This window comes from Alcaligenes faecalis (assembly GCF_041521385.1).
In the GTDB taxonomy this organism is placed as follows: Bacteria; Pseudomonadota; Gammaproteobacteria; order Burkholderiales; family Burkholderiaceae_B; genus Alcaligenes; species Alcaligenes faecalis_E.
The window spans coordinates 3,897,881-3,921,023 of record NZ_CP168006.1 but is presented as its reverse complement, the minus strand read 5'-3'; the positions used below and the strand labels follow the sequence as shown (position 1 = coordinate 3,921,023).

22 protein-coding genes are annotated in these 23,143 nt (G+C 55.1%); 1 reads left to right on the top strand and 21 read right to left on the bottom strand.

Annotated features, from left to right (window positions below; translation table 11 throughout):
- Window positions 1–2: 2 nt before the first annotated feature.
- Genes sufT through ACDI13_RS17095 form a run of 8 tightly spaced genes read right to left on the bottom strand, consistent with a single transcriptional unit; the run spans window position 3 to window position 8,154 of the window.
- Window positions 3–563 (bottom strand): putative Fe-S cluster assembly protein SufT, encoded by a 561-nt coding sequence (sufT, locus tag ACDI13_RS17130; protein WP_316990047.1) that lies wholly within the window; start codon window positions 561–563, stop codon window positions 3–5.
- A 15-nt stretch (window positions 564–578) separates the two neighbouring features.
- Window positions 579–1,031 (bottom strand): Fe-S cluster assembly sulfur transfer protein SufU, encoded by a 453-nt coding sequence (gene sufU, locus ACDI13_RS17125; protein WP_316990046.1) that lies wholly within the window; start codon window positions 1,029–1,031, stop codon window positions 579–581.
- The gene (locus ACDI13_RS17120) at window positions 1,032–2,279 is read right to left on the bottom strand and encodes a cysteine desulfurase (RefSeq protein WP_316990045.1); all 1,248 of its coding nucleotides are present in this window, start codon (window positions 2,277–2,279) and stop codon (window positions 1,032–1,034) included.
- A complete protein-coding gene (gene sufD / locus ACDI13_RS17115; protein WP_316990044.1) occupies window positions 2,276–3,583 on the bottom strand; it encodes a Fe-S cluster assembly protein SufD in 1,308 nt (435 codons plus the stop codon). The genes ACDI13_RS17120 and sufD overlap by 4 nt, the downstream gene beginning before the upstream one ends.
- Complete coding sequence (sufC, locus tag ACDI13_RS17110; protein ID WP_316990043.1) at window positions 3,580–4,359, bottom strand: Fe-S cluster assembly ATPase SufC; 780 nt, start codon at window positions 4,357–4,359, stop codon at window positions 3,580–3,582. Before sufC ends, sufD begins: the two co-directional genes overlap by 4 nt.
- Before the next feature lie 13 nt (window positions 4,360–4,372).
- A complete protein-coding gene (gene sufB, locus ACDI13_RS17105) occupies window positions 4,373–5,821 on the bottom strand; it encodes a Fe-S cluster assembly protein SufB (protein WP_316990042.1) in 1,449 nt (482 codons plus the stop codon).
- Window positions 5,818–6,312, bottom strand: coding sequence for an SUF system Fe-S cluster assembly regulator (locus tag ACDI13_RS17100; RefSeq protein WP_003800349.1), 495 nt, complete (start codon window positions 6,310–6,312; stop codon window positions 5,818–5,820). The genes sufB and ACDI13_RS17100 overlap by 4 nt, the downstream gene beginning before the upstream one ends.
- 60 nt (window positions 6,313–6,372) lie before the next feature.
- A complete protein-coding gene (locus tag ACDI13_RS17095) occupies window positions 6,373–8,154 on the bottom strand; it encodes an ABC transporter ATP-binding protein/permease (protein ID WP_316990041.1) in 1,782 nt (593 codons plus the stop codon).
- Window positions 8,155–8,668: 514 nt separating this feature from the next.
- Between ACDI13_RS17095 and ACDI13_RS17090 the strand changes: the two genes are divergently transcribed.
- Window positions 8,669–10,357 (top strand): anti-sigma factor domain-containing protein, encoded by a 1,689-nt coding sequence (locus ACDI13_RS17090; RefSeq protein WP_372372530.1) that lies wholly within the window; start codon window positions 8,669–8,671, stop codon window positions 10,355–10,357.
- Here ACDI13_RS17090 and ACDI13_RS17085 read toward each other — a convergent pair.
- The 13 genes from ACDI13_RS17085 to ptsP all read right to left on the bottom strand — a co-directional run bounded on the left by ACDI13_RS17085 (window position 10,332) and on the right by ptsP (window position 23,087).
- Window positions 10,332–11,192: a ferritin-like domain-containing protein gene (locus ACDI13_RS17085; protein WP_316990039.1), complete on the bottom strand. Its 861-nt coding sequence runs from the start codon at window positions 11,190–11,192 to the stop codon at window positions 10,332–10,334. The two genes, ACDI13_RS17090 and ACDI13_RS17085, sit on opposite strands and share 26 nt — an antisense overlap.
- Window positions 11,193–11,212: 20 nt before the next feature.
- Entirely contained in the window at window positions 11,213–11,617 is a 405-nt protein-coding gene (locus ACDI13_RS17080) for a MerR family transcriptional regulator (RefSeq protein ID WP_316990038.1), read from the bottom strand.
- 77 nt (window positions 11,618–11,694) lie between these two features.
- Window positions 11,695–12,018, bottom strand: a complete 324-nt coding sequence (locus tag ACDI13_RS17075) for an integration host factor subunit alpha (protein WP_316990037.1) — start codon at window positions 12,016–12,018, stop codon at window positions 11,695–11,697.
- Window positions 12,019–12,027: 9 nt separating this feature from the next.
- Window positions 12,028–14,433 carry a phenylalanine--tRNA ligase subunit beta gene (gene pheT, locus ACDI13_RS17070; RefSeq protein WP_316990036.1) on the bottom strand — a complete coding sequence of 802 codons (2,406 nt, stop codon included), beginning with the start codon at window positions 14,431–14,433 and terminating at the stop codon, window positions 12,028–12,030.
- Window positions 14,434–14,510: 77 nt separating this feature from the next.
- Window positions 14,511–15,533 (bottom strand): phenylalanine--tRNA ligase subunit alpha, encoded by a 1,023-nt coding sequence (pheS, locus tag ACDI13_RS17065; protein ID WP_003800363.1) that lies wholly within the window; start codon window positions 15,531–15,533, stop codon window positions 14,511–14,513.
- A gap of 70 nt (window positions 15,534–15,603) precedes the next feature.
- Complete coding sequence (gene rplT / locus ACDI13_RS17060; protein WP_009454390.1) at window positions 15,604–15,963, bottom strand: 50S ribosomal protein L20; 360 nt, start codon at window positions 15,961–15,963, stop codon at window positions 15,604–15,606.
- A 16-nt stretch (window positions 15,964–15,979) separates the two neighbouring features.
- Entirely contained in the window at window positions 15,980–16,177 is a 198-nt protein-coding gene (rpmI, locus tag ACDI13_RS17055; protein ID WP_003800367.1) for a 50S ribosomal protein L35, read from the bottom strand.
- Between the two features lie 357 nt (window positions 16,178–16,534).
- Window positions 16,535–18,055 (bottom strand): YifB family Mg chelatase-like AAA ATPase, encoded by a 1,521-nt coding sequence (locus ACDI13_RS17050; protein ID WP_316990035.1) that lies wholly within the window; start codon window positions 18,053–18,055, stop codon window positions 16,535–16,537.
- 107 nt (window positions 18,056–18,162) lie between these two features.
- Window positions 18,163–18,840: a pentapeptide repeat-containing protein gene (locus ACDI13_RS17045; RefSeq protein WP_316990034.1), complete on the bottom strand. Its 678-nt coding sequence runs from the start codon at window positions 18,838–18,840 to the stop codon at window positions 18,163–18,165.
- Between the two features lie 92 nt (window positions 18,841–18,932).
- Window positions 18,933–20,039 carry a CynX/NimT family MFS transporter gene (locus ACDI13_RS17040; protein WP_372372529.1) on the bottom strand — a complete coding sequence of 369 codons (1,107 nt, stop codon included), beginning with the start codon at window positions 20,037–20,039 and terminating at the stop codon, window positions 18,933–18,935.
- A 135-nt stretch (window positions 20,040–20,174) separates the two neighbouring features.
- Entirely contained in the window at window positions 20,175–20,462 is a 288-nt protein-coding gene (locus ACDI13_RS17035; RefSeq protein ID WP_316990033.1) for an accessory factor UbiK family protein, read from the bottom strand.
- 106 nt (window positions 20,463–20,568) lie between these two features.
- A complete protein-coding gene (locus ACDI13_RS17030; protein WP_372372527.1) occupies window positions 20,569–21,054 on the bottom strand; it encodes a hypothetical protein in 486 nt (161 codons plus the stop codon).
- A 320-nt stretch (window positions 21,055–21,374) separates the two neighbouring features.
- On the bottom strand, window positions 21,375–23,087 hold the full coding sequence (ptsP, locus tag ACDI13_RS17025; protein ID WP_316990111.1) for a phosphoenolpyruvate--protein phosphotransferase: 1,713 nt from the start codon (window positions 23,085–23,087) through the stop codon (window positions 21,375–21,377).
- Window positions 23,088–23,143: the final 56 nt, after the last annotated feature.

The window sequence follows — 23,143 nt, the reverse complement described above, 5'->3', positions numbered from 1 at the left end:
GATTACAACATGCCCAGTTGCAAACGGGCTGATTCACTCATCCGTTCCCGGCTCCATGGCGGGTCCCAAACCAAATCCACCACCGCCTTTTCCACACCTTGGATGGTCTCCAGCTTATAGCGGGCTTCATCAGCGATCATGGTGCCCATACCGCAACCCGGAGCTGTCAGCGTCATGTCCATGGTAATGGAAAACGTGTCTGGCCCAGTCTGGTTTACGTGACAGGCGTACACCAAGCCCAGATTAACAATATCAACCGGAATCTCTGGATCATAAACGCTAGCCAACACAATCCAGGCGGCGTCTTCAATGGTTTTTTCGCTCAGGGGCAGCTCAGGTACAAAAACCTCGGGCTTATCCTGGGACTCAAACCCCAGCGCATCGGCATCGACACCTTCAATCCGGTACAGGTTGCCCTCTACCATCACGGTATAGCTGCCACCCAGCTTCTGGGTAATCGTTGCTGTACAACCCGCTTCGATCGTAACGGGAGCACCGTAAGGGATACTGACAGCCGGGCAATCCCGGCTGACCAGCACATCATGTCGTTCAAAGTAGCTCATGGCTTGTTTGCGCCTTTATTCGGTTTGCGCGGTTTCTTTGGCCTGATTGATGGCGTTATGCAGGGTATGCCAGGCCAGCGTGGCACATTTAACCCGTGCGGGAAATTCACGCACGCCCGATAACACTTCCAGCTTGCCCAGATCTCGATCGGGATGGGCCTCTGTCAGCATGGCATGCATATCTTGAAAGAGAGACTCAAACTCGGCCAGACTCAGGCCCTTCACCGCTTCGGTCATCAGAGATGCCGAGGCTTTGGAAATCGCGCAGCCATGCCCCACAAAACTGACTTTCTGCACAATGCCATCTTCAACCACGGCATACACAGCCAGTTGATCCCCGCACAGCGGATTATGGCCATTGGCAAAATGGCTGGCATTTTCTATTACTTCAAAGTTACGCGGGCTACGGTTGTGGTCAAAAATGACCTCTTGGTAGAGCTCGCGCAGCCCGTCGAAATCCTGGCTCATTTAGCCAACTCCAAATAGTTTTTGAGCTTTGCGCAGGCTGCCCAGCAAAGCGTCAATATCAGCGTAATCGTTGTACAAGGCAAAGGAGGCACGAGCCGTACCGGGAATGCCAAAGCGCGTCATCAAGGGCATGGCACAGTGGTGACCGGCACGCACGGCTACGCCGTCCATGTCCAGAATGGTGCCCAGGTCATGCGGGTGAATGCCATCGACCAGGAAGGACACAATGCCTGCCTTGTGTGCAGCCGTACCGATAATGCGAATACCTGGCATGGCCAGCAAGGCTTGTGTTGCATAGTCCAGCAACAAGGCCTCATGATCCGCTATGCGCTGCATACCGATATCCATCAGATAGTCGATAGCGGCAGCCATGGTAATGGCACCAGCGATATTGGGCGTACCCGCCTCAAAGCGCTGTGGCACAGGCGCGTAATTACTTTTCTCGAAACTGACGGTGGTGATCATGTCACCGCCGCCCATCCAGGGCGACATGCTGTCCAGAATCTCGTAGCGCACGTACAAGGCGCCCATGCCGGTAGGACCGTACAGTTTATGGGCCGAAAACGTGTAAAAATCCGCATCCAGAGCTTGTACGTCCACCACACCGTGGGGAACGGATTGAGCACCATCGACCAGCACTTTGGCACCGACAGCATGTGCCTGACGGGTCATTTCAGCAACAGGGTTGATCGTACCCAAGGCATTGGAGACATGCACCAAACCCAGCAAACGGGTTTTCTCGTTAAGCAGTTGCTTGAACGCTTCCTGGTCCAGCTCACCATTATCCAGCACAGGCACTACGCGGATGACGGCGCCTGTGCGTTGAGCCACCAGTTGCCAAGGCACAATATTGGAGTGATGCTCCAGGCCTGTCAGCAAGATTTCATCGCCTGCTTTCAGGTTGTCCATGCCCCAGCTATAGGCCACCAGGTTGATGGATTCTGTGGTGCCACGCGTAAACACAATTTCTTCGTCGCGCGCGGCATTCAGAAATGCCCGCACTGTACTTCTGGCCTGATCGTACAGCTCAGTAGCATGCTGAGACAACCAATGCACACCACGGTGGATGTTGGCATTGGACTGCTCATAGAATCGCGCTTCAGCCTCAATGACCGAGCGCGGCTTTTGCGTCGTCGCACCGTTGTCCAGATAGGACAGACGTTGGCCCCGAATGGGACGAGCCAGGATAGGAAAATCCTCGCGGTGATTCAGCAAACCAGCAGCAGTTACGGGCATAGGCGCATTCATGCAAGCTCTCCAAGGGCAAGACCGCCAGGCAACAAAGCATTGATACCAACTGTGGCACGGCTACGCAGGCTCTCGGAAGCGATACGTTCCAAGGACTGAGCGGCAAATGCGTAGATCAGCATATTGCGTGCATCTTCCATGGTCATGCCACGCGAACGCAGGTAGAACAAGCTATCTGCATCCAACTGCCCCACAGTGGCTCCATGGGCGCACTTGACGTCATCGGCATAAATTTCCAGCTCGGGGCGGGAATCTGCACGGGCCATCTTGGACAAAAGCAAGCTATCCGAACGCTGTACCGAGTCCGTACCGTCAGCACCCTTGCCTACCAGGACACGACCGCAGAACACACCTCGGGCCGTGTCGGCCAGAATACCGCGATAGAACTCACGGCTTTGGCAATTCGGCTGAGCATGATCAATGATGGTGTTGTGGTCTACGTGACGGCGACCGTCTACAAAGTACAAACCATTGAACAGGGTTTCGCAGCGTTCGCCGTTAAAGACGGTAGCAATATCGTTACGGGCAATACGAGCACCGAACGACAAAGAGTGCGAATTAAACACCGAACCACGCCCTTGCTGCACATCAATGGCAGCCAGGTGGAAGTCTTGCACCGCTTCCTGCTGCAGTTTCATGTGCGTCAGGTTGGCATCAGAGGAGACGTTCAGGCGAGTCACTACGCTGCTCAAGGAAGCGTCAGCCCCGTCCTGGCCCAGATAATGTTCCACCACAGTCGCACTGGCACCGGACTCCAAGGAAATCAGATTACGCGTGAAGCTGGCACTGCCGCCTTGCGTGCGTACAAAAACCAAATGAACAGGCTGTTCCAGGTGCTTGCCAGCAGCAATATGCAAGGCAGCACCATCCTGAGCCAAAGCCAGGTTCAAGGCAGCAGTCGAAGCGCCCCGGGACTCATCCCCGTAAGCCTGTTGCAACCAGTCTGCATCCTGTTCCAGACAGGCACTGAGCGAGGCCAAGCGTACGCCCGCTGGCAATTCATTCAGGTGCGACAAAGCCGCATCGTAGTGACCGTCCACAAAGACCAGGAAGTAGCCGTCTTCCTGTTGGCGCACCGAGGCCACCAGTTCCGCAGCCGAAGCCGATTTCTGAGGCGCAAAACGTTGCTGCTCCAGCAAAGCCAAAGAGGTGTGATGCCAGGCTTCAATACGCGTCGTTGGCCAGCCTTCCTGTGCGAAACGATCCAGCGCGCGCTGACGCACGGCGCTTAGCCATGGCAGGCCGGCTCCAGGTGCTTGTGCAGCCTGAGCGGCAAAGCTGTTGACCCAATCCGGCAGACTCATACCGCAGCTCCCTTGGCTTTTTGTTCGGCGGCAGCTTGTTCCAGCACCCAACCGTAGCCGCGCTCTTCCAGTTCCAGAGCCAATTCACGGCCACCGGAACGAATGATCTGGCCACCGGCCAACACATGCACAAAGTCAGGCACGATGTAGTCCAGCAGACGTTGGTAGTGAGTGATCACCAGCAAGGAACGCTCGGGGGAACGCAGACGGTTCACGCCGTCAGCAACCACGCGCAACGCATCAATATCCAGACCGGAGTCGGTTTCGTCCAGAATGGCCAACTTCGGTTCCAGCAGGCTCATTTGCAGGACTTCATTGCGTTTCTTTTCGCCGCCAGAGAAGCCTTCGTTCACGGAGCGGTACAGAAACTCTTCACGCATTCCCACAATCTTCATTTCCTCTTTCACGCGCTTGAGGAAGTCCATGGCGTCCAGCTCAGGCAAGCCCTGATGACGACGCACAGCGTTCACGGAAGCACGCAGAAAATAGGCGTTGGACACACCGGGAATTTCGATGGGGTACTGGAATGCCAGGAACAGACCGGAACGGGCGCGGTCTTCAATCTTCATTTCCAGCAGGTCTTGACCCTGCCAATCAACCGAACCACCTTCCACAGTGTAGTCTTCACGACCAGCCAGAACCTGGGACAAGGTGCTCTTGCCCGAGCCATTCGGGCCCATGATGGCGTGGACTTCACCGGGTTTGATTTCCAGGTTCAGGCCTTTAAGGATAGGTTTATCTTCAACCGAAGCGCGCAAATCTTTAATCGTCAGCATTTCATTATTCTCCTTAACCTACACTGCCTTCCAAGCTGACGCCGAGCAAATTCTGTGCTTCGACCGCAAACTCCATGGGCAATTCTTTAATCACTTCTTTACAAAAGCCGTTCACGATCATGGAGACGGCATCTTCGGCAGTCAGGCCGCGCTGCATGGCGTAAAAGAGCTGGTCCTCGCCAATGCGCGAAGCCGTTGCTTCGTGTTCCACACTGGCGCTGGGATTCTGCACTTCCATCGTCGGGAAGGTGTGTGCAGCGCAGTGCTTGCCGATCAGCAGCGAATCACACTGGGTGTAATTGCGGGCGTTTTCTGCCTTGGGGGTAATACGAACCAGGCCGCGATAGGTATTGATACCTTGGCCCGCCGAAATCCCCTTGGAGATAATCGTGCTGCGGGTATTGCGTCCCATATGAATCATCTTGGTGCCGGTATCGGCTTGTTGACGGTGGTTGCTCAGGGCAACCGAGTAGAACTCACCTTGGGAGTCGTCGCCGCGCAACACCACGCTAGGATATTTCCAGGTGATAGCCGAGCCGGTTTCAACCTGCGTCCAGGAGATGTGCGAACGTGCGCCACGGCATTCGCCGCGCTTGGTGACGAAGTTGTAAATACCGCCTACGCCGTCCTTGTCGCCGGGGTACCAGTTTTGTACGGTGGAGTACTTGATTTTGGCGTCGTCCAAGGCGACCAATTCCACGACCGCTGCGTGCAATTGGTTTTCATCGCGCATCGGCGCCGTACAGCCTTCCAGGTAGCTGACCGAAGCGCCCTCTTCCGCGATGATCAAGGTGCGCTCGAACTGGCCGGTGTCACGGGCGTTGATACGGAAGTAAGTGGACAGCTCCATCGGGCAGCGTACGCCTTTGGGGATGAACACAAAAGAACCATCGGAAAACACGGCCGAGTTCAGTGCAGCGTAGAAGTTGTCGCTGGGAGGGACAACCGTACCCAGATACTTTTGTACCAACTCCGGGTACTCGCGCACGGCTTCGGAAAAGGAACAGAAGATCACGCCCACTTCTTCCAGCTCTTTGCGGAAGGTGGTGGCAACCGAGACCGAGTCAAACACGGCATCCACCGCCACACCGGCCAGACGAGCGCGCTCGTGCAAGGGCACACCCAGTTTTTCATAGGTGCGCAGCAATTCGGGATCCACTTCGTCCAGGCTCTTGGGGCCATCGGCCTTGCTCTTGGGCGCGGAGTAGTAGCTGATGTCCTGGAAGTCGATAGGTGGATATTCCACAATCGACCACTTGGGGTACTTCATGGTCAGCCACTGGCGGTAAGCAGCCAGGCGCCATTCCAGCATGAACTCCGGTTCGCGTTTTTTCGCGGACAGGAAACGGATGACGTCTTCGTTCAGACCTTTCGGTATGGTTTCAGACTCGATGTCGGTGACAAAGCCTGCCTCGTAATCACGATCGAGGAAGGTGTCCAGATGTTCGTTGACGGTACTCATTCGGTTAACTCCACGTTGGAGGTGTTCGCCTTGTTTCTGTTTTTCAATTCGGGACCCGGCTTGTGTGTCAGGGGAAATTCGTTAACGGGCACGCGTATCATGTCTGCAACACTGACCTCTTCGAGGGTGCGTCGGACAATATCGTTGATACGCTGCCAATTACTGCGTATATGGCAATCTGACTCCACGGAACAGGCTCCAGGAGTAGCTACACATTCAGTCAAGCCAAAGGGTTGATCTTCCAGTGCATCAATAATCTGCGCTACACTTATCTGTTTGGCGGGGCGGCCCAACACATACCCTCCGCGTGCGCCTCTGCTGCTGATGACCAGCTCGTGCTGGCCCAGCAGTTTAAGCACCTTGCTGACAGTTGGTTGGCCCAAACCCAGGATGGCGGCCAAGTCAGACGCACTGAACACACGGTCTGGATCGCCAGCCATGTGTGTCAGCACCAAAGTGCCGTAATCAATGATTTTACTGATTCGCAGCATTCCTTCTCTCTGAATGGGTCGTATCGGCATATAGTACCGCTTTGGTACTATATGGTCAAATTATCCCTCCAGACTTTGCTGGATATTCCACATACGGGCATAGGCGCCATCCAGGGCTAAAAGCTCGCTGTGCGTGCCCTGTTCCACGATCTGTCCGCGCTCCAGAACCAGAATCAAATCCGCATCCGTAATCGTGGATAAACGGTGAGCAATGATCAAGGTAGTGCGGTCGCGGGCAATCTCGTTCAACTCCGCCTGAATCGCCCGTTCCGTGCGCGTATCCAGCGCACTGGTGGCTTCGTCCAGAATCAGCACCGGCGGGTTTTTCAGCAAGGTACGGGCAATGGCCACACGCTGTTTTTCGCCCCCAGACAGCTTCAAACCGCGTTCCCCCACGACGGTGTCATAACCATCAGGCAGGCTTTCAATAAAGTCATGGATACTGGCGGCACGCGCCGCTGCAATGATTTTCTCCTTGCTGGCCTCGGGACGCCCATAGGCAATATTGTGCAAAATCGTATCGTTGAACAGGACGGTGTCCTGGGGAACGATACCGATATGACGGCGCAAGCTCTCCTGCGTCCATTCGCGCAGCTCACGGTCATTGAACAGGATGCGGCCTTCCGTCACATCGTAGAAACGGAACAAAAGGCGCGACAAGGTGGACTTACCTGCGCCCGACGAGCCCACAACCGCGACGGTCTTGCCTGCGGGAATCTCGAAACTCAGGTTCTGGATGACTTTGCGGCGGCTGTCGTAGGCAAAGCTGACGTTCTCGAAACGAACACCCGCCTGCTCACAGGACAAGACCTGGGCATTCGGCGCATCCTTCACCTCTTGCTTGCGACGCAGCAAGGAAAACAGGCGCTCCATATCGGCCAGGGAATTCTTGATCTCGCGGTACACAAAGCCCAAAAAGTTCAAAGGCGCATAAAGCTGGGTCAGAAAAGCAGACACCAGCACAACATCCCCCACGGTCATGGTCCCGGCCAGCACACCTTGCGCCGACATGAACAGCAAGGCCGTCACCCCGACACTGATAATCGAGGCCTGACCAATATTGAGCAGGTTCAGCGACACCTGATTACGCACGGCAGCCTGAACCCACTGGCCCATATTCTGGTCGTAGCGATTGATCTCGTAATCCTCGTTACCGAAGTATTTGACTGTCTCGTAATTGAGCAAGGCATCAATGGCGCGAGAATTGGCACGACTGTCCAAGTCGTTCATGGCACGTCGATAACGCATGCGCCGCTCGGTCACCAGCAAGGTGAACACAATATAGGCAGTAATCGTCCCCAAGGTCACCGCCGCGAAGGCCCAGTCGTATCGCCAGAGCAAGATGCCACAGACCAGAGCGATTTCCAGCAAGGTCGGCAAAATATTGAAGACCAGGAAATTCAGCAGGAAGCTGACGCCTTTGGTGCCCCGTTCAATATCCCGGCTCAAGCCTCCCGTCTGGCGTTCAGTATGAAAACGCAAGGACAGATCCAGCAGATGGCGAAAAACATGATTCGCTATCAGGCGCACCGAACCCTGCGTGACTCGCGCAAACAAGGCATCACGTATTTCACCGAAAGCACTGGACGCCAGACGCACAGCCCCATATCCCAACAAGGCCGCCACCGGCAGCATCAGCGCAGTCGCGGGCAGACTCAACGCATCGATCACCCGCTTCAGGTAGATTGGCATCATCACTGTGGCAACTTTTGCCAGCAGCAGACAGGACAAGGCCAAGACCACGCGAGTCTTGAATCGCCAAACGTAAGGAAACAAGGATTTCAGGGTGCTCAGACCACCGGAGACACCATCAAGCACTTCAGGACGAGGAGGCACACTCAATAGGTCCGTGTCCAACAGCACAAAGCCGAAGAACTGCGGACAGCTTCAAAATAAGTTGCAGCACAACGCTGAAATCAAGGCAGGACAAGCAGACTACGCTTTCCACTGGCAGACAGGCCCCTGTTGTATCCTTGATGCGAATAAAGAAAATAGGCCTTTCCCCTGAAAAACCGACAAAACAGCCAGGCAGCACCTAATCAATAAGTATAGCCTTTTACCCTGCCTATCCTAGCCAAAACCCTGCCGTGGGCATGCTTGTTGGGCTGCTCATTCGCCTGCACACCACAGTAACGACAACAAAGGGGCAAACTGGCAAGCATCCCACGCTGACAATGAGGTATTCACGGCGTGCCACGGCAAATAAAAGGCTGGCAATCCAGCACTTTGTTACCTTCAAGCCTTTAACGAAAGGCATACAATACCTGCTTGTCTGAAACAGGCGCAGACATCGTGAACATAGCGCCCGATACCAGACATCTGGCTCATGAATCCCTTTACCGTGCAAAATCCATCCATGCCGTCTTCTTCTTTTTCGTATTCTTCTTCCCTGGACCAGTTAGCCGCACAGGACAGCCAGGCGCTGGATGTCTTGTACGACCAGGAAGCGCCCTTGATGCTGGCTTTAGGCCAGGCTGTATTGGGCCGGCGTATTGATGCCGAAGAGGTGCTGCGCGATAGCTTTGTCCTGCTGTGGAAGAATGCCGCTGGCTACGACCCCGATTTGGGTGAAGGCCGCGCCTGGATTTACAGCATTCTGCGTTTCAGACTGCTGGCTCGTCTGCGTCAGCGCACGCAAAGTGGCGACCACCAGAACGCCCTGCCTGCCATCAAGCCGCAAGCCGGCCAGCGTTTCATCCCTGCCATGGGCAAACTGGATGGCACCAGTCAACGCGCCATGATCCATGCTTACCTGCATGGCAATAGTTATGAGCAGTTAGGCCCTCAATTGAACCGCTCTCCCGCCCAATTACGCGCCCTGGTTCAACATGGCTTGCAACAGCTCACTGCCTTGATCAATGAAAGCCATGCCAACGACCCACGCCATGCCGTGATGATTGGCGAGTACACCCTAGGCTTACTTAGCAAACATGAACTGGCACAAGCCCATACCCTGATGCAGCAAAATGATCAGGCCGCGCGCCTGGCATTAGCATGGGAACAGGCTTGGCTGGAACTGGTGGATTGCCTGCCCCCAACCTTGCCCGCCCCCACTAGCCTGGCTCACATTCACCATACCTTAGGCTTGCCGCCACCTGCCGCACGCCGTCAGGCTGGCAGCACGGCCACCGCTACTAATGAAGCAGATAAACCGGAAATCGCCAGCAACGTCAGGGCAGACGCACCAGCCCTCAAGCCAGAACGCCAGGAACCCAGCATCAAGACCGGCACTCCTGCAGACAACGTGGCTAAAACGCAATCAGCCACTCGCACTGAACCTCGCTGGTCCGCTACCAACCCCAACACGAACAGCAAGTCAGACGATCACACCCCTCCCTTCCCTACCCTGCTGCGTGCCGACTCCGACCCAAGCACGAAAACGGCTGCTGTCGCCCCCGACCCGGCGCTGAGCATAGCCCCCACAGCAGTCGACACGGCAAAGCCCGTTAAAAGCAAGCCTGAATCTGTAGCGGTAGAGCCGAACCACACACCCGAACCCATTGCAGGCGAACGCAAGTCTCGCGGCTTTGCCATGCCCCTGCCGATTTTGTTAGGTGGCTTGGCAGCGGTCATCATTCTGGGGCTGGTGATAGCCTTGCTCATGAATATGAACTCGGAGCCCCCTATCAATGTCATTGAGATGGAGCCGCGTCAGGCGGCCATCCTGCAAGCCCCCGGCCAATCGTCGACCCCGGCCTGGATTGCAACGGTAGATCCCCAAGGCAATGTCTTGTTAGTGCCCAAGGTCAGCACTGAGGTCAAGGCCACACAGTCGGTACAGTTGTGGACACACACCCCACGCGGCACACAAATCCGCTCTTTGGGTTTGATAGATCCGAATCGCCCCATCACGGTGCCTGCCACCTTGATTGGCACCGTGGAGGACGAGCAGATCTTTGAAATGACACTGGAAGCAAAAGGCGGCTCCAATAGCGGCGCTCCAGAAGGGCCGGTTCTCTATATTGGCCGCATCGTCAGCTTTGGACAGTTGGACAATCTACCCAAGACCAACACAGAAGCTAAGGCGTCGGCAACCCATTCTTAAAAGCGGCATCCAGCCGTTCCAGCTCATCGATTTCCTCGACAGTGAAGCCCGCCTCCAGGCGGGCTTCACGATTAAACGGGCCACGCAAACGCGGAGCGCGATAGCGTTGTGCCAACTCACCATACGTATCGAAATCAGGAAGGCCCTGCTCCTGACACACTTTTCGATACCAGTAATTCCCTAACGCCACATGCCCAACTTCATCGCGCAAGATGATAGCGATAATCGCAGCGGCTTTCTCATCCCCGGCATCCAACAACTTCCGATGTACCAGAGGGCAGGCATCCAGCCCTCGCGCCTCCAGGGTGCGCGGCACTAAAGCCAGACGCGCCAACAGATCAAAGCGCGTTCGCTCCGCCATATCCCACAAGCCGTCATGAACAGGCAAGTCCCCATAGCTGACACCTAGCGTTTGCAAATGGTCACTCAGCAACTCAAAATGCAAGGCTTCCTCGACCGCCACCTGCAACCAACCTGCATAGAATGCGTCAGGCAAACCGGGATAACGCCACAACACATCCAAAGCCAGATTGATGGCATTGAACTCAATATGAGCCAGGGAATGCAATAAAGCAGCGCGCCCCTGGATAGTCCGCACGGAACGCTTGGGAACCTGTTGAGGGCTGACAAAACGCAAACCCTCGGGCCGCCCAGGCACACCTGCCGGCTCGTCCAGATCATCGTCTGCCCCTACGGGCAAGCCATGTGCAATCGCCCTTACCGCTGCCAGCTTGGCAGTGGGGTCTTGCACTAACAATGCCGTTAAAGCCTGACTACGTAAGTTCACTATTGATCTCTCCCATAAAAAAAGGCCGGCCCCAAGGCCGACCTTCATTCTTGCTGGGCAATCCCGGATTACTGGGTAGAGCCTGGATCCGTCATTACCAAAGCCTGGTCCAGCATTGCCTGAATCTGGCCCAAATTGGTGCGCAAAGCCTGCATTTCCTGACCAGTCAAGCGCACAGCAGCTTCCTGATCAAAAGGCATATCCGGGCCATCGCCCAGGCGATTGCGCGCCCCGCTGATCGTAAAGCCTTCGTCGTACAACAAACCACGAATCCGGCGTATCAGCAGCACCTCATGGTGCTGGTAATAACGTCGGTTACCGCGTCGCTTGACGGGCTTTAACTGCGTAAACTCCTGCTCCCAATAGCGCAGGACATGGGGCTTGACCAAGCAAAGCTCGCTCACTTCACCGATTGTGAAATAACGCTTGGCAGGGATAGCTGGCAAGGTCGCCGTCTTTTCGTTTGTGCTCATAGCCACTGATGCTCATCGACAATAGGAATGATTTTACACGTTCAGTCAGGCAAAACTGTACGCAAACGTACCAGGGTTCAGCCCTGCTCATCCTCCGGTGCCACAGGCACCCCTTCGACGACACTTTTGAGCTTCTGACTGGCGTGGAACGTCACCACGCGTCGCGCCGAAATAGGAATAACTTCACCCGTCTTGGGATTACGACCTGGACGCGGGGGTTTGTCCCGCACCTGGAAATTGCCAAAGCCGGACAGTTTGACCTCGACGCCATCAGCCAAAGAATCGCGGATTTCGGCAAAGAAGGTATCCACAATATCTTTGGCTTCACGTTTATTCAAGCCAACACGCTCAAACAAGAGTTCAGCCAAATCCGCCTTGGTCAAAGTACGCTCTACGTTCATTGTGTCCCCTTATGCCCTTGCTCGTGCACCATGCCCGGATACCAGTGCCGCCAACAATACCTCCAGGCATTGCTCGACACGCTCATCATCCAGTGTGCTTGTACTGTCTTGCAGCCAGAATCGAATCGCCAGACTCTTTTCCGATGCATCATTCTTGTCGCGCCAGACGTCAAACAACTGAATATCCTTGACGATGGCCGCTTGTGCTGCCGTGCTGCGTACCTGATTCAGTGTATCCAGCACAGCTTGATAGGATACGTCTTTATCCAGCCAAACCGCCAGATCTCGTTGCACCACAGGCTGCTTGGATACTTCCTGAGCATGCACCACATCGTCGTGGGAGATGGCATCGACATCCACCTCAAAGACCACAGGAGCCTGATTCAGGCCAAACCCGCTCAACCATTGGGGATGGATTTCACCAATCCAGCCTATGGTTTTACCATCCAACTTTACACTGGCGCTACGGCCAGGATGCAAGGCAGGGTGAGCTTCAGGCTCGAAACGAACTTGAGCAGCACGTTGGCCCAGCAAGGTTTCCAGATCGCGCTTGACGTCAAAGAAGTCAACCGGACGATCAGGCTGCCCCCACTGTTCGGTCACCACAGAACCCCAGGCCGCAGCCGCAATGCGGTTGGGCTGATGGATACCGGCCACAGTCAAAGGACCATTTTCCTGAGTAGCGTCGCGCATGAAAACACGGCCGAACTCGAACACGCGCACACGCGACTGACGACGATTGGCATTGTGTTCGATATTAGCCAGCAGACCAGGAATCAAGCTGCTACGCATCACCGCCAACTGGCTGGCAATAGGGTTCAGCAAACGGATAGGATCAGCCTGCCCGTTAATCTCTTTTTCCCAGGATTCCTGCACAAAGGAAAAGTTGATCACCTCCTGGTAATCCTGGGCGGCCAGCACAGCGCGCAAGGCGTGTGGCCCACGCAAGGATTCGGCTGGCACACGCATTTGTGCTGCGGCGACCGGAGGCAGATCAGGAATATTTTCAAAACCGTAAATACGAGCGACTTCCTCGATCAGGTCTTCTTCGATTGTCAGATCGAAACGGAAGCTGGGAGGAGTAACCGTAAAAACACCATCAGCGACCGAGAAGCTCAGGCCCAGCAAGGTGAAAATACTCTCAACCTGTTTTTCATCCAGAGCAATGCCCAGAACACGGCGACAGCGATCCAGACGCATGGCCACTGGCTTGCGCTCGGGCAAAGCCACAACCTGATCATCCAGAGGGCCCGCTTGACCACCGCAGATCTCCAGAATCAGCGCAGTGGTGCGTTCCAGATGCTGAGTAATGGAGTCGAAGTCCACGCCACGCTCAAAGCGATGGCTGGCATCGGAAGAAAACTTGTAGCGACGGGCACGGCCCATGATGGCTTCTGGCCACCAGAAAGCGCCTTCCAGATACACATCCGTCGTGTCCAGCGTGACGGCACTGTGTTCGCCGCCCATGATACCGGCCATGCTTTGCGGTACATCGTTAACCGCAATCACACCCACATCGGTATCCAGCTCGACGTTCAAACCGCTCAACAGCTCCAGTTGTTCGCCTTTCCGTGCCCAACGCACTTCCAGACCAGGCTGTACGTGCTGCAAATCGAACACGTGCGTAGGACGGCCCAGCTCCAGCATGACGTAATTGGAGATGTCCACCAAAGCAGAGATCGAACGCTGGCCACTACGCTCCAGACGGGTTTTCATCCAGTCCGGGGTTTGGGCGCGCGCATTGACGCCACGAATCACACGGCCAGCAAAACGGCCGCACAGATCAGCGTCTTTCACGGTAACGGAAACGCGATCTTCAATCGTGACAGGAACAGGTGTGAAGTCTGGCAGTGTCAGTGGTTCGCCCGTCAGAGCGGCCACTTCACGCGCCACGCCCAACACGGACAGACAGTCCGCACGGTTGGGCGTCAATTTCAATTCGATAATCTGGTCGTCCAGATCCAGCAGTTCGCGCAGGCTTTGGCCTACTGGAGCATCTGCATCCAGCACCAGCAAACCATCGTGATCTTGCGACAGGCCCAGCTCGCGACCCGAGCACAGCATGCCGGCAGACTCCACGCCACGCATTTTGACCGGGCCAATTTTCATGCCTCCGGGCAGTGCTGCACCAACACGGGCGACCGGGATCTTGATGCCTTGAGCCGCATTGGGCGCACCGCACACAATCTGCAGCAGCTTGCCCGAGCCATCATCGACCTGGCAAACGCGCAGGCGGTCAGCGTCAGGATGAGGGGCAATCTCGGCAATAAAGCCAACGACAACATTCTCGAACGCTGGCGCGGCGGCTTGAATTTCTTCAACCTCCAGGCCAGCCATCGTCAATTGATGACTCAGTTCTTCAGTTCCCAGTTTGGGATTCACAAAGCGGCGCAGCCACGATTCGGAAAATAACATGATGCAAAGATGGAGACGTAAAACGGCATATACCGGAACCGACCGGGCCTAAAAGGCCCAGCGGCGCGAAGTAGGAATCAACGATTGAACTGCTTGAGAAAGCGCAGGTCGCCTTCAAAGAACTGGCGCAAATCGTTAACACCATAGCGCAACATAGTCAGGCGCTCCAGTCCGGAACCGAAGGCGAAACCGATGTAACGCTCTGGGTCCAAACCGAAATTGCGCACCACTTGCGGGTGAACCTGCCCGGAACCGGAGATTTCCAGCCAACGGCCCTTGTTGGGACCGGAGGAGAACATCATGTCAATCTCGGCAGATGGCTCGGTAAAGGGGAAGAAAGAAGGTCGAAAACGTACGACCAGATCGTCGCTTTCAAAGAAGGCACGCAGAAAGTTCGTGTAAACGCCTTTCAAATCGGCAAAGGAAATATCCTCGGCAATCCACAGCCCTTCCACTTGGTGGAACATGGGCGAGTGGGTGGCATCACTATCGACACGATAGGTGCGGCCGGGGGCAATAACCTTGATAGGCGCCTGATTCATGCGGGCGTAACGCACCTGCATGGGGCTGGTGTGCGTGCGCAGCAAATAGGGCAAGCCCTGCTCGTCGTTCATATCGATATAGAACGTGTCTTGCATCGAACGGGCAGGATGATTCTCTGGATTGTTCAGAGCGGTAAAATTTGTCCAGTCATTCTCGATTTCAGGGCCGTCAGCCACATCGAAACCGATAGAGCGGAAAATGGCTTCGACGCGCTGCCAGGTCTGGATCACCGGATGAATACCACCGGTGCCACGACCACGGCCAGGCAAGGTCACATCAATTTGTTCTTGAGCCAGTCGCTGGTTCAATTGTTCTGCCGCCAGGGCAGCACGACGATCGTTCAGCAAATCTTCAATTTCGCGCTTGAGCACGTTGATGCTGGCACCTGCTGCTTTTTTCTGCTCCGGCTCCATCTGGGCAAGGCCTTTCATCAAGGCCGTGATCGCACCTTGTTTGCCCAAAAATCGAGCTTTAGCATTTTCCAGCGAGGCGGCGTCCTGAGACTGCTCAAATAAGGCCCGAGCCTGGGCAATCAGATCGTCGTGAGAGGAAGTCATGGCGTGTTACTTTCCAAAAACAAACGGAGCCCCAAAGGCCCCGTTTGTGAACTATACAGTCAGATACCGCTTAAGCAGCCAGAGCGTTCTTAGCCTGTGCAACAACAGCAGCAAAACCTGCCTTGTCTTTAACAGCCAGATCAGCCAAAACCTTACGGTCCAAAGCGATGGAGGCTTTGTTCAGGCCAGCGATAAACTGGCTGTAGCTCATGTCCAGTTCGCGGCAAGCTGCGTTGATACGGGTAATCCACAGCGAGCGGAATACGCGTTTCTTGTTACGGCGGTCACGGTAGGCATACTGACCTGCCTTCATGACAGCCTGTTTGGCTATACGGAATACATTACCGCGACGGCCGCGAAAACCTTTGGCCTGGGCAATTACTTTTTTGTGGCGTGCGCGTGCGTTAACACCGCGTTTTACTCGTGACATGTGTGATTCCCCCTAATTAAGCGAAAGGCATCATTGCTTTTACGGAAGCGACGTCGGCTTTATGAACCTCGACGGCACCGCGCAACTGACGTTTGTTCTTGGTCGTCTTCTTGGTCAGAATGTGACGCTTGAACGCTTGGCCCCGCTTGATGGAACCGCTACCACGAACCACAAAGCGCTTGGAGGCGCTTTTTTTGGTTTTCATTTTAGGCATGAAATTACTCGACTCATTTGTGTCTGCGGGTGGTCGCCTAGGAAGCTGGCTGACACTTGTATGACCCAAAACAGGCACTTATTTTTTTCTTTACCCGCTGCCAAAATAGATCCAAACAGGGGAAAAGCCCTTGATTATAGGGTGATTCCTCAAGAATTGTCCAGATACCAAAGGGTTTTTGTAGTTAAGAATATCCGGCACACCCTCTTATGCAGAGGCACGAAGTTTCATACGCCGCCTGAAAATCTAAGCAAGCGACGCACAGGCCAACCATGAGAATCATGGTGCCTGTCAGCCTGCAGCCTACCCGCCCCGGCCTGCCAAACCCACCAATACCTGCCTTCCCCTTGCCTCGATTCACGGCAACTCAGGCCGAAACTGCAGGGCTTCCGCAATATGCGGTCTGGCAATCTGATCCACTCCAGCTAAATCAGCAATTGTCCGCGCCACCCGCAACACCCTACCCTGCACACGCTCTGACCAATGCCAACGCTTGCGTGCACTGGCCAGTAGCTGCAAGGCCTCCGCAGACAAGCGCCCATGCTCTTTCAGACCGGCCACCGACAGACGAGCATTACGCACTGTCTGGCGTACCCTCTGCCTCTCGATTGCCTCCTGTACCCGCAACCTGACCTGGCTAGACGCCTGAGCCACTTGATCCCGCTCCGGCTCGGACTCGCTTAAGGTCACCAAAAGATCAATCCTATCCAACATCGGCCCCGATAGGCGCTGCCGATACAGCTCTCGTTGAGCGGGAGAGCACCGACACGCCCGATGGCGGCTCGCCGCCCAGCCACAGGGGCAGGGATTCATGGCAGCTACAAATTGAAACTGTGCCGGAAAAACCGCTTGCTTCTGGGCACGAGAAATATGTACACAGCCCTGCTCCAAAGGCTCTCGCAACGCCTCCAAAGAGCGTCGACTGAACTCAGGCAGTTCGTCAAGAAACAGTACGCCATGATGAGCCAAGGACACTTCTCCTGGCCGAGGTCGGCTTCCCCCACCAATCAAAGCAGGAGTCGAAATACTATGATGCGGGGCGCGAAAAGGCGGTCGCCTGCTGAAACAGTCCTGCTCTTGCACAAAGGAATACAAGGCGGCCACTTCCAACTGAGCGTACCGATCCAGATCTGGCAATAAACCCGGCAGACGTTGGGCCAGCATGGTTTTGCCCACCCCAGGGGATCCATTCAACAAAAGGCTATGGCCACCCGCAGCCGCCACCTCTACAGCACGACAAGCCAAAGGCTGTCCCAGCACGTCCGACAAACACAGTTGCTGGCCTTCATTTTGCTCTGGCCAAGGCTTGGCAGATGCTGGCCCCAATTCCTTATCTCCCCGCAAATACCCCGCCGCCTCAGCCAGACTGGCAACCCCGCAAACCTGAAGGTCAGGAACATGGGCGGCAATTTCTGCACTCTGCGCAGGCAAAAGCAAACAACGCTCCGGATGCCGACGCGCCATGCCCAAGGCTATCGTCAGCGCGCTTTGCACAGGAACCACTGCCCCAGTCAAAGACAGCTCTCCCGCCATGACGTACCGATCCAGGCCTGTGATAGCCTGTTCACGCTGCTTGTCGTCCGAACGACTAAGCTGGCCGCTGGCCAACAAAATCGCCAAGGCCACGGGCAAATCGAAGCGGCCCGAATCCTTGGGCAGATCCGCAGGGGCCAGATTGATGGTCAGTCGGGCGGCGGGAAAATCAAAACCACTGGCTTGCATCGCAGCCCGTACGCGTTCGCGGCTTTCACGAATACCGGCATCGGGCAAACCCACAATATGAAAAGCGGGTAATCCTGGAGCGACATGCGCTTCAACGCGTACATCAATAAAATCCAGGCCCGACAAAGCGCAGCTATTTAAAACGGCCAAGGACATATGCCCTTCTCCCTTTCCAAGGCAAACATTCAGTCTGCCTGTCAGGAAAAAGAAGCTCCAGATATCTGCCTTAAAACATCACTGCGTATTTGTACGACACACAGGTCTTACTGAACCTGCACGCCCATGGAGCTGATCAGCTGGACGGCCTGCTCTACTGACAAACATGCGCCTTGGAAAGCGTTATTCAAGTCGTACAAGGTGATGCTGCCCAGTTCCACACTGCGCAGGTCTGCTCCCTTGAAGTTCACCCCTCTCAAGCTGGCGCCCCTCAAGCTGCCGCCTTCAAATACGGCATCCTGAAAATTGCAGCCACCCAAGTCGGCATCGGAGAAATCCAGTTGCACCAGATTTTGTTTACGGAAGTTAATCGCGCGCAAGGTGGCACCGACCAGCTTGCATTCACGCAGACTCAGATCCAGACCACGGGTTTCGTTAAAGATTGCCCCACTGAGTTTGGAGTCCTCGATCTGCAAGGAGGCAATCTGAGCACGCACCCACTTGCTCAAGTGCAGATCACAAGCCCGAAAGCGTGCCGCGTTTAAATCAGCCAGACTGAAATCCACTCGCCCCATCCTGCAGCGTTGCCAGACCGTGTCTTGCAGATGCGCACGTGTAAAGCAGGTATCCAGAAAACAACAAGCTGAAAACTGCAAACCCTCCAGCTCCAGACCCGACAAATCCTCACCATCGAAGGTACAGTGCTCGAAACGCAAAGACTCATGGGAGGCGTCCAAAAAATCGACTAATTCATCTCTAGTGATCTGGACATTACTGACGAGCATGCTGTTTTCCTTCAAAAAAACACAGGGCCAGCGTGACTGAGCTGACACCTTCATTATCGATTGACACGATCCAGCACTGAGCAGAGCAAGGCTTAAGGACCGTTAGGCAAACGCAATCGGGATAAGCGCCAAGCAATGAGCAAACCCAGAATTGCAAAACCCACTGTCGCAATCCAGGCCCACTGCCATCCACCCAAGGCATGTACGACCGACGCCACCACGGGCGGCCCTACAAACTGGCCTAATGAGGAACATTGCTGTACCCAACCCACCGAAGTCGAGGTGGTCTCCGGCGAAGGCGCTGCTGTGACCGCCAGGAAAAACAGGGTGGCGGGAATCAAACCGCCGACAATCGAAAACAGCAAAATGGCGACAAACTGAACCACCAGGCTTTGTGTCAGCCCAAACGCAAGGACCGCACACGCAATCATGCCCAGGTAGCCTGCTTGCAGCAGCCGATGAGGTGGGATACCTACATGCAGGCAACGCCCTGCGCCCAGATTGCCCACCACATTTCCGGCAGCAATCAGAGCCGTCAGCAAACCCGCTGTACCGACCGCAATCTCCGCCTGATTGTAGATAGTGGGCATGAAGCCTACGACTGCCGCCCATTGCGCCGCGTACACACCAAAGGCCAAAGCCAGCAACCAAACCCGACCAGAACTTAAGGTCGTACGCAACAGATTCGACCAACGGTGAGCGGGTGTACTCTGTGCCGCGCGCTGGGGTTGAGTCTGAGAGTCTGGCGGCACCAGCAGAAAGGTCAGGACCATGAAAATGGCCGTCAATATGCCCAGAACCACCCACAAGTTACGCCAGGATCCGACTGCTAACCAGGCAGCGCCAGCCCACAGCATCAAGACCGCTCCGGCGGGCATATAACAGCCCCACAAACCCATGACTCGGCTCAAGCGCGCCGTATCGGTAATGCGTTTGATCAAGGCAGGAATGGGCAGCACCACCATCAGAAAGCCACAACCTTCTATCATGCGGCCCAGCAACACCAGCGTACTGTGTTCAAAGAGCGAGCCGATCAGCGAAGCCAGACTTAAAATGCCCAGCCCCGTCAGAATGCAGCGGCGCAAGCCGATTTTCTCGGAAATCAGTCCTATGCATAAGCCCAGCAACATGCCGGCCATTTGCACACTGGCCAGCAAAAACCCCGACTGCACCAGGTCCATGCCCAATTCTCGCTGCATAAAAGGCAAAGCCGGGGGGACTTTCCACACATGCAGTGCGGCGCACACCCCGGTCAACACAAGAAACACAGCAATGAAAAAGGGGCTGGCCGATTGTTTGCCCCCAGGCCTGGCGACAGTGTTCAAATGAAGTGATCAGCCTTGGCTGCCCTCTTGAGCAGAAGCATCCCCTTCCTGAGGAACGGGAGTCTGGCGTCCTTCCAACACTTGCAAACGTGTTTCCAACGCGGCCACACGAGCCAGCGCACGCTCCAGCATCAACTGGTAAGTATCGAACTCTTCACGGGTGACCAAGTCCATACGGTTGAAGGCCTGACCCATAAAGGCTTTGACATTGCGCTCAATATCGGCAGCCGGACTTTTGGCGATCAGCTCCGAAACATTTTTTTGTAAATCTTCCAGCCACTCGCTACGATTAATCATGGTCCTCTCCTGAAAATATTGACACTATCAGCAGTATAGAAAAAGCGGGTACCAAAGGCACCCGCTTTTTTCATCTGGCCAGACAAGCTGCCCAATTATTCAAGCCTTAAGGTTTGGCTTGTTCCGAAGGAACGGAAGAGGGCGAGGAATCAACGCCATTACCCAACGTATCTTGAATGGCTTTATCCGCTTTGGCAGCCCCTTCTTTAATCGCATCGCCGGTACGGCTGGCCGCATCAGCCATAGCGTCCTTGGCTTCATCTGCTTTTTCAGCGATTTTATCGCCAGCAGCCTTGGCATCTTCCTTCAAGGAGTTAGCATTTTCCTTGGCGTTTTCTTCCTGTTTCTCTGCTTCTTTTTTGACGTCCTCAGTCACTTTAGCGGCATCCTGCTTCAACTCCTCCGCTTTTTGCTCCATGGACTTGTCAGCCTCGGGGGCAGGTGTAGTGGCAGGCGCTGTCGATTGCGGTGCAGTGACAGGCGCTGGTGGCGCGCTCGAAGCGGCTTTATCTTCCTCTTTGGAACACGCAGCCAAAAGAGTCATCGAAGCGGCTGCGGCCATGACAGCAAAATGAGCACGAGTCAGTTTCATAAGATTTCCTTCCTACTATTCCAAGGTCGCTAGATAGAATTGGCCGATGCCTGGTGCGACTTCCGGCTCGGCCTTGGGTCTGTTACAACTCCCCTAAAAGCCATTCTATCGGTGCTGGACACGCAGACCAATCTATTAGTGTAAATCCTGATTTCAATTCTTCTGACGATATAGCTCAAGGTTTGTGACAAACCCTTTAACAACAAGCACCTAGCCGGAAACCTCGCCAGGACGCCCTGTTACAAACAGAATCCCTCACAGAGTTACAGCCGGGGGTTTGTTACATATTTGTCAAATTAAATTGACTTACTTTCAAGAACTTAGGCAGCTAATGTGGCCAAATCAATGCGCTCGGCCCGATTCAGGGCACTGGCAACTTTAACGCGCAAGGCGTTGGAGTGCGATAGGCGCACTTCCTTTTTCACATCCAGCAATTGCTGCGGATGCATGGAGAATTCCTTCAGGCCCAGCCCCAGCAACATGCGAGTGACCGAGGCATCCCCTGCCATTTCCCCGCAAATCGCCACAGGTTTACCCGCGCGATCAGCCGCATTGATGGTGTGTGCGATCAATCGCAAAACAGCTGGATGCATGGGGTCGTACAGGCTGGCCACTTCGGCATCGCCCCGGTCTACCGCCAGAATGTACTGAATCAGATCATTCGTTCCGATGGATAGAAAATCCAGTTCCTGCACAAAGGGCTCAATCGCAATCGCGATGGCTGGTACCTCTACCATGGCGCCCAATAAATAATTTCGAGCGAAAGGTGTGCCGGACTTCTCCAACTCTCGCGCTGCCGACTCAATAGCCTGCCGGCTGGCATGCACCTCGTCCATAGAGGAAATCATGGGAATCAGAATGCGGATTTGTCCGTACTGGCTGGCTCGCAACAAGGCGCGCAACTGAGTAGCAAACATTTCAGGCTTGTCCAGACAGTAACGAATAGCGCGCAACCCCAACGCAGGATTGGTCGCCACGGTTGCGTCACCATCCAAGGTCTTGTCGGCACCAATATCCAGCGTGCGAATAGTAACGACCTTGCCTTTCATCGTCTTGACCACACGAGAATAGGCCTCGTATTGCTCTTGCTCTGAGGGCAGGTCCGCGCGCCCCATAAACAAAAACTCACTGCGGAACAAGCCAATACCGTCAGCACCCGCCTTCATGGCAAGCTCGGCTTCTTCGGGAAGCTCGATATTGGCCTCCAGACGAACATGGATACCATCTAATGTCACCGCGGGCGCATCCAACAATGCCTCCAGCTCGGCCCGTTCACGGCGATAGGCTTGCTGGCGTTCCCGGTACTCGGCAAGCACTTGCTCAGACGGATTCACGATTACCGCACCGGAGAAACCATCCACAATCAAATAATCGCCATCACGAATCAGACTGCGGAAACTTCCCAAACCCACTACGGCGGGAACACTCAAACTACGGGCTACAATCGCCGTATGCGAGGTAGGACCGCCCAGATCGGTCAGAAAACCAGCAAAATGACCACCACGCAAACGCAGCATGTCGGCCGGAGAAATATCACGTGCCACCACAATCAGCGGTTCTTCCTGGGCCGCAGAAAAACCCGGCAACAGAGCAGGCTTGCCCGCTAAAACGCGTAAGACTCGCTCAATAACCTGGCGCACATCGGCACCCCGTTCGCGCAGGTATTCGTCTTCCATTTGGGAAAACTGCTCAACCAGCATCTGGCCTTGCGAGGTTAGGGCCCACTCTGCGTTGTAATGGCGCTCGGCGATGATGGCGCAGGTTTGCTGCGTCAACATGGGATCGTCCAAAAGCAGGCTATGCACTGTCAAAATAGGAGCAAGCTCGCGCGGCGCATCCACGGGCAACTGATCAACCATGGCGCGCAGCTCATCGCGGGTGCTGGCCATGGCACTTAACAAACGCTGGCTTTCAGAGTCGACATCTTCGGCTGCAATCCGATAATGAGGAACTTCCAGTGCGGCTGCGCTCATCACTACCGCTTTGGCAATAGCGTACCCCTTACCGACTGCTTGGCCTTGAGCGGTAAACATCGAGGGCAAATCAGATGCCGGGGTACGAGCTGCAGCACTATTCATGACTGAATTTC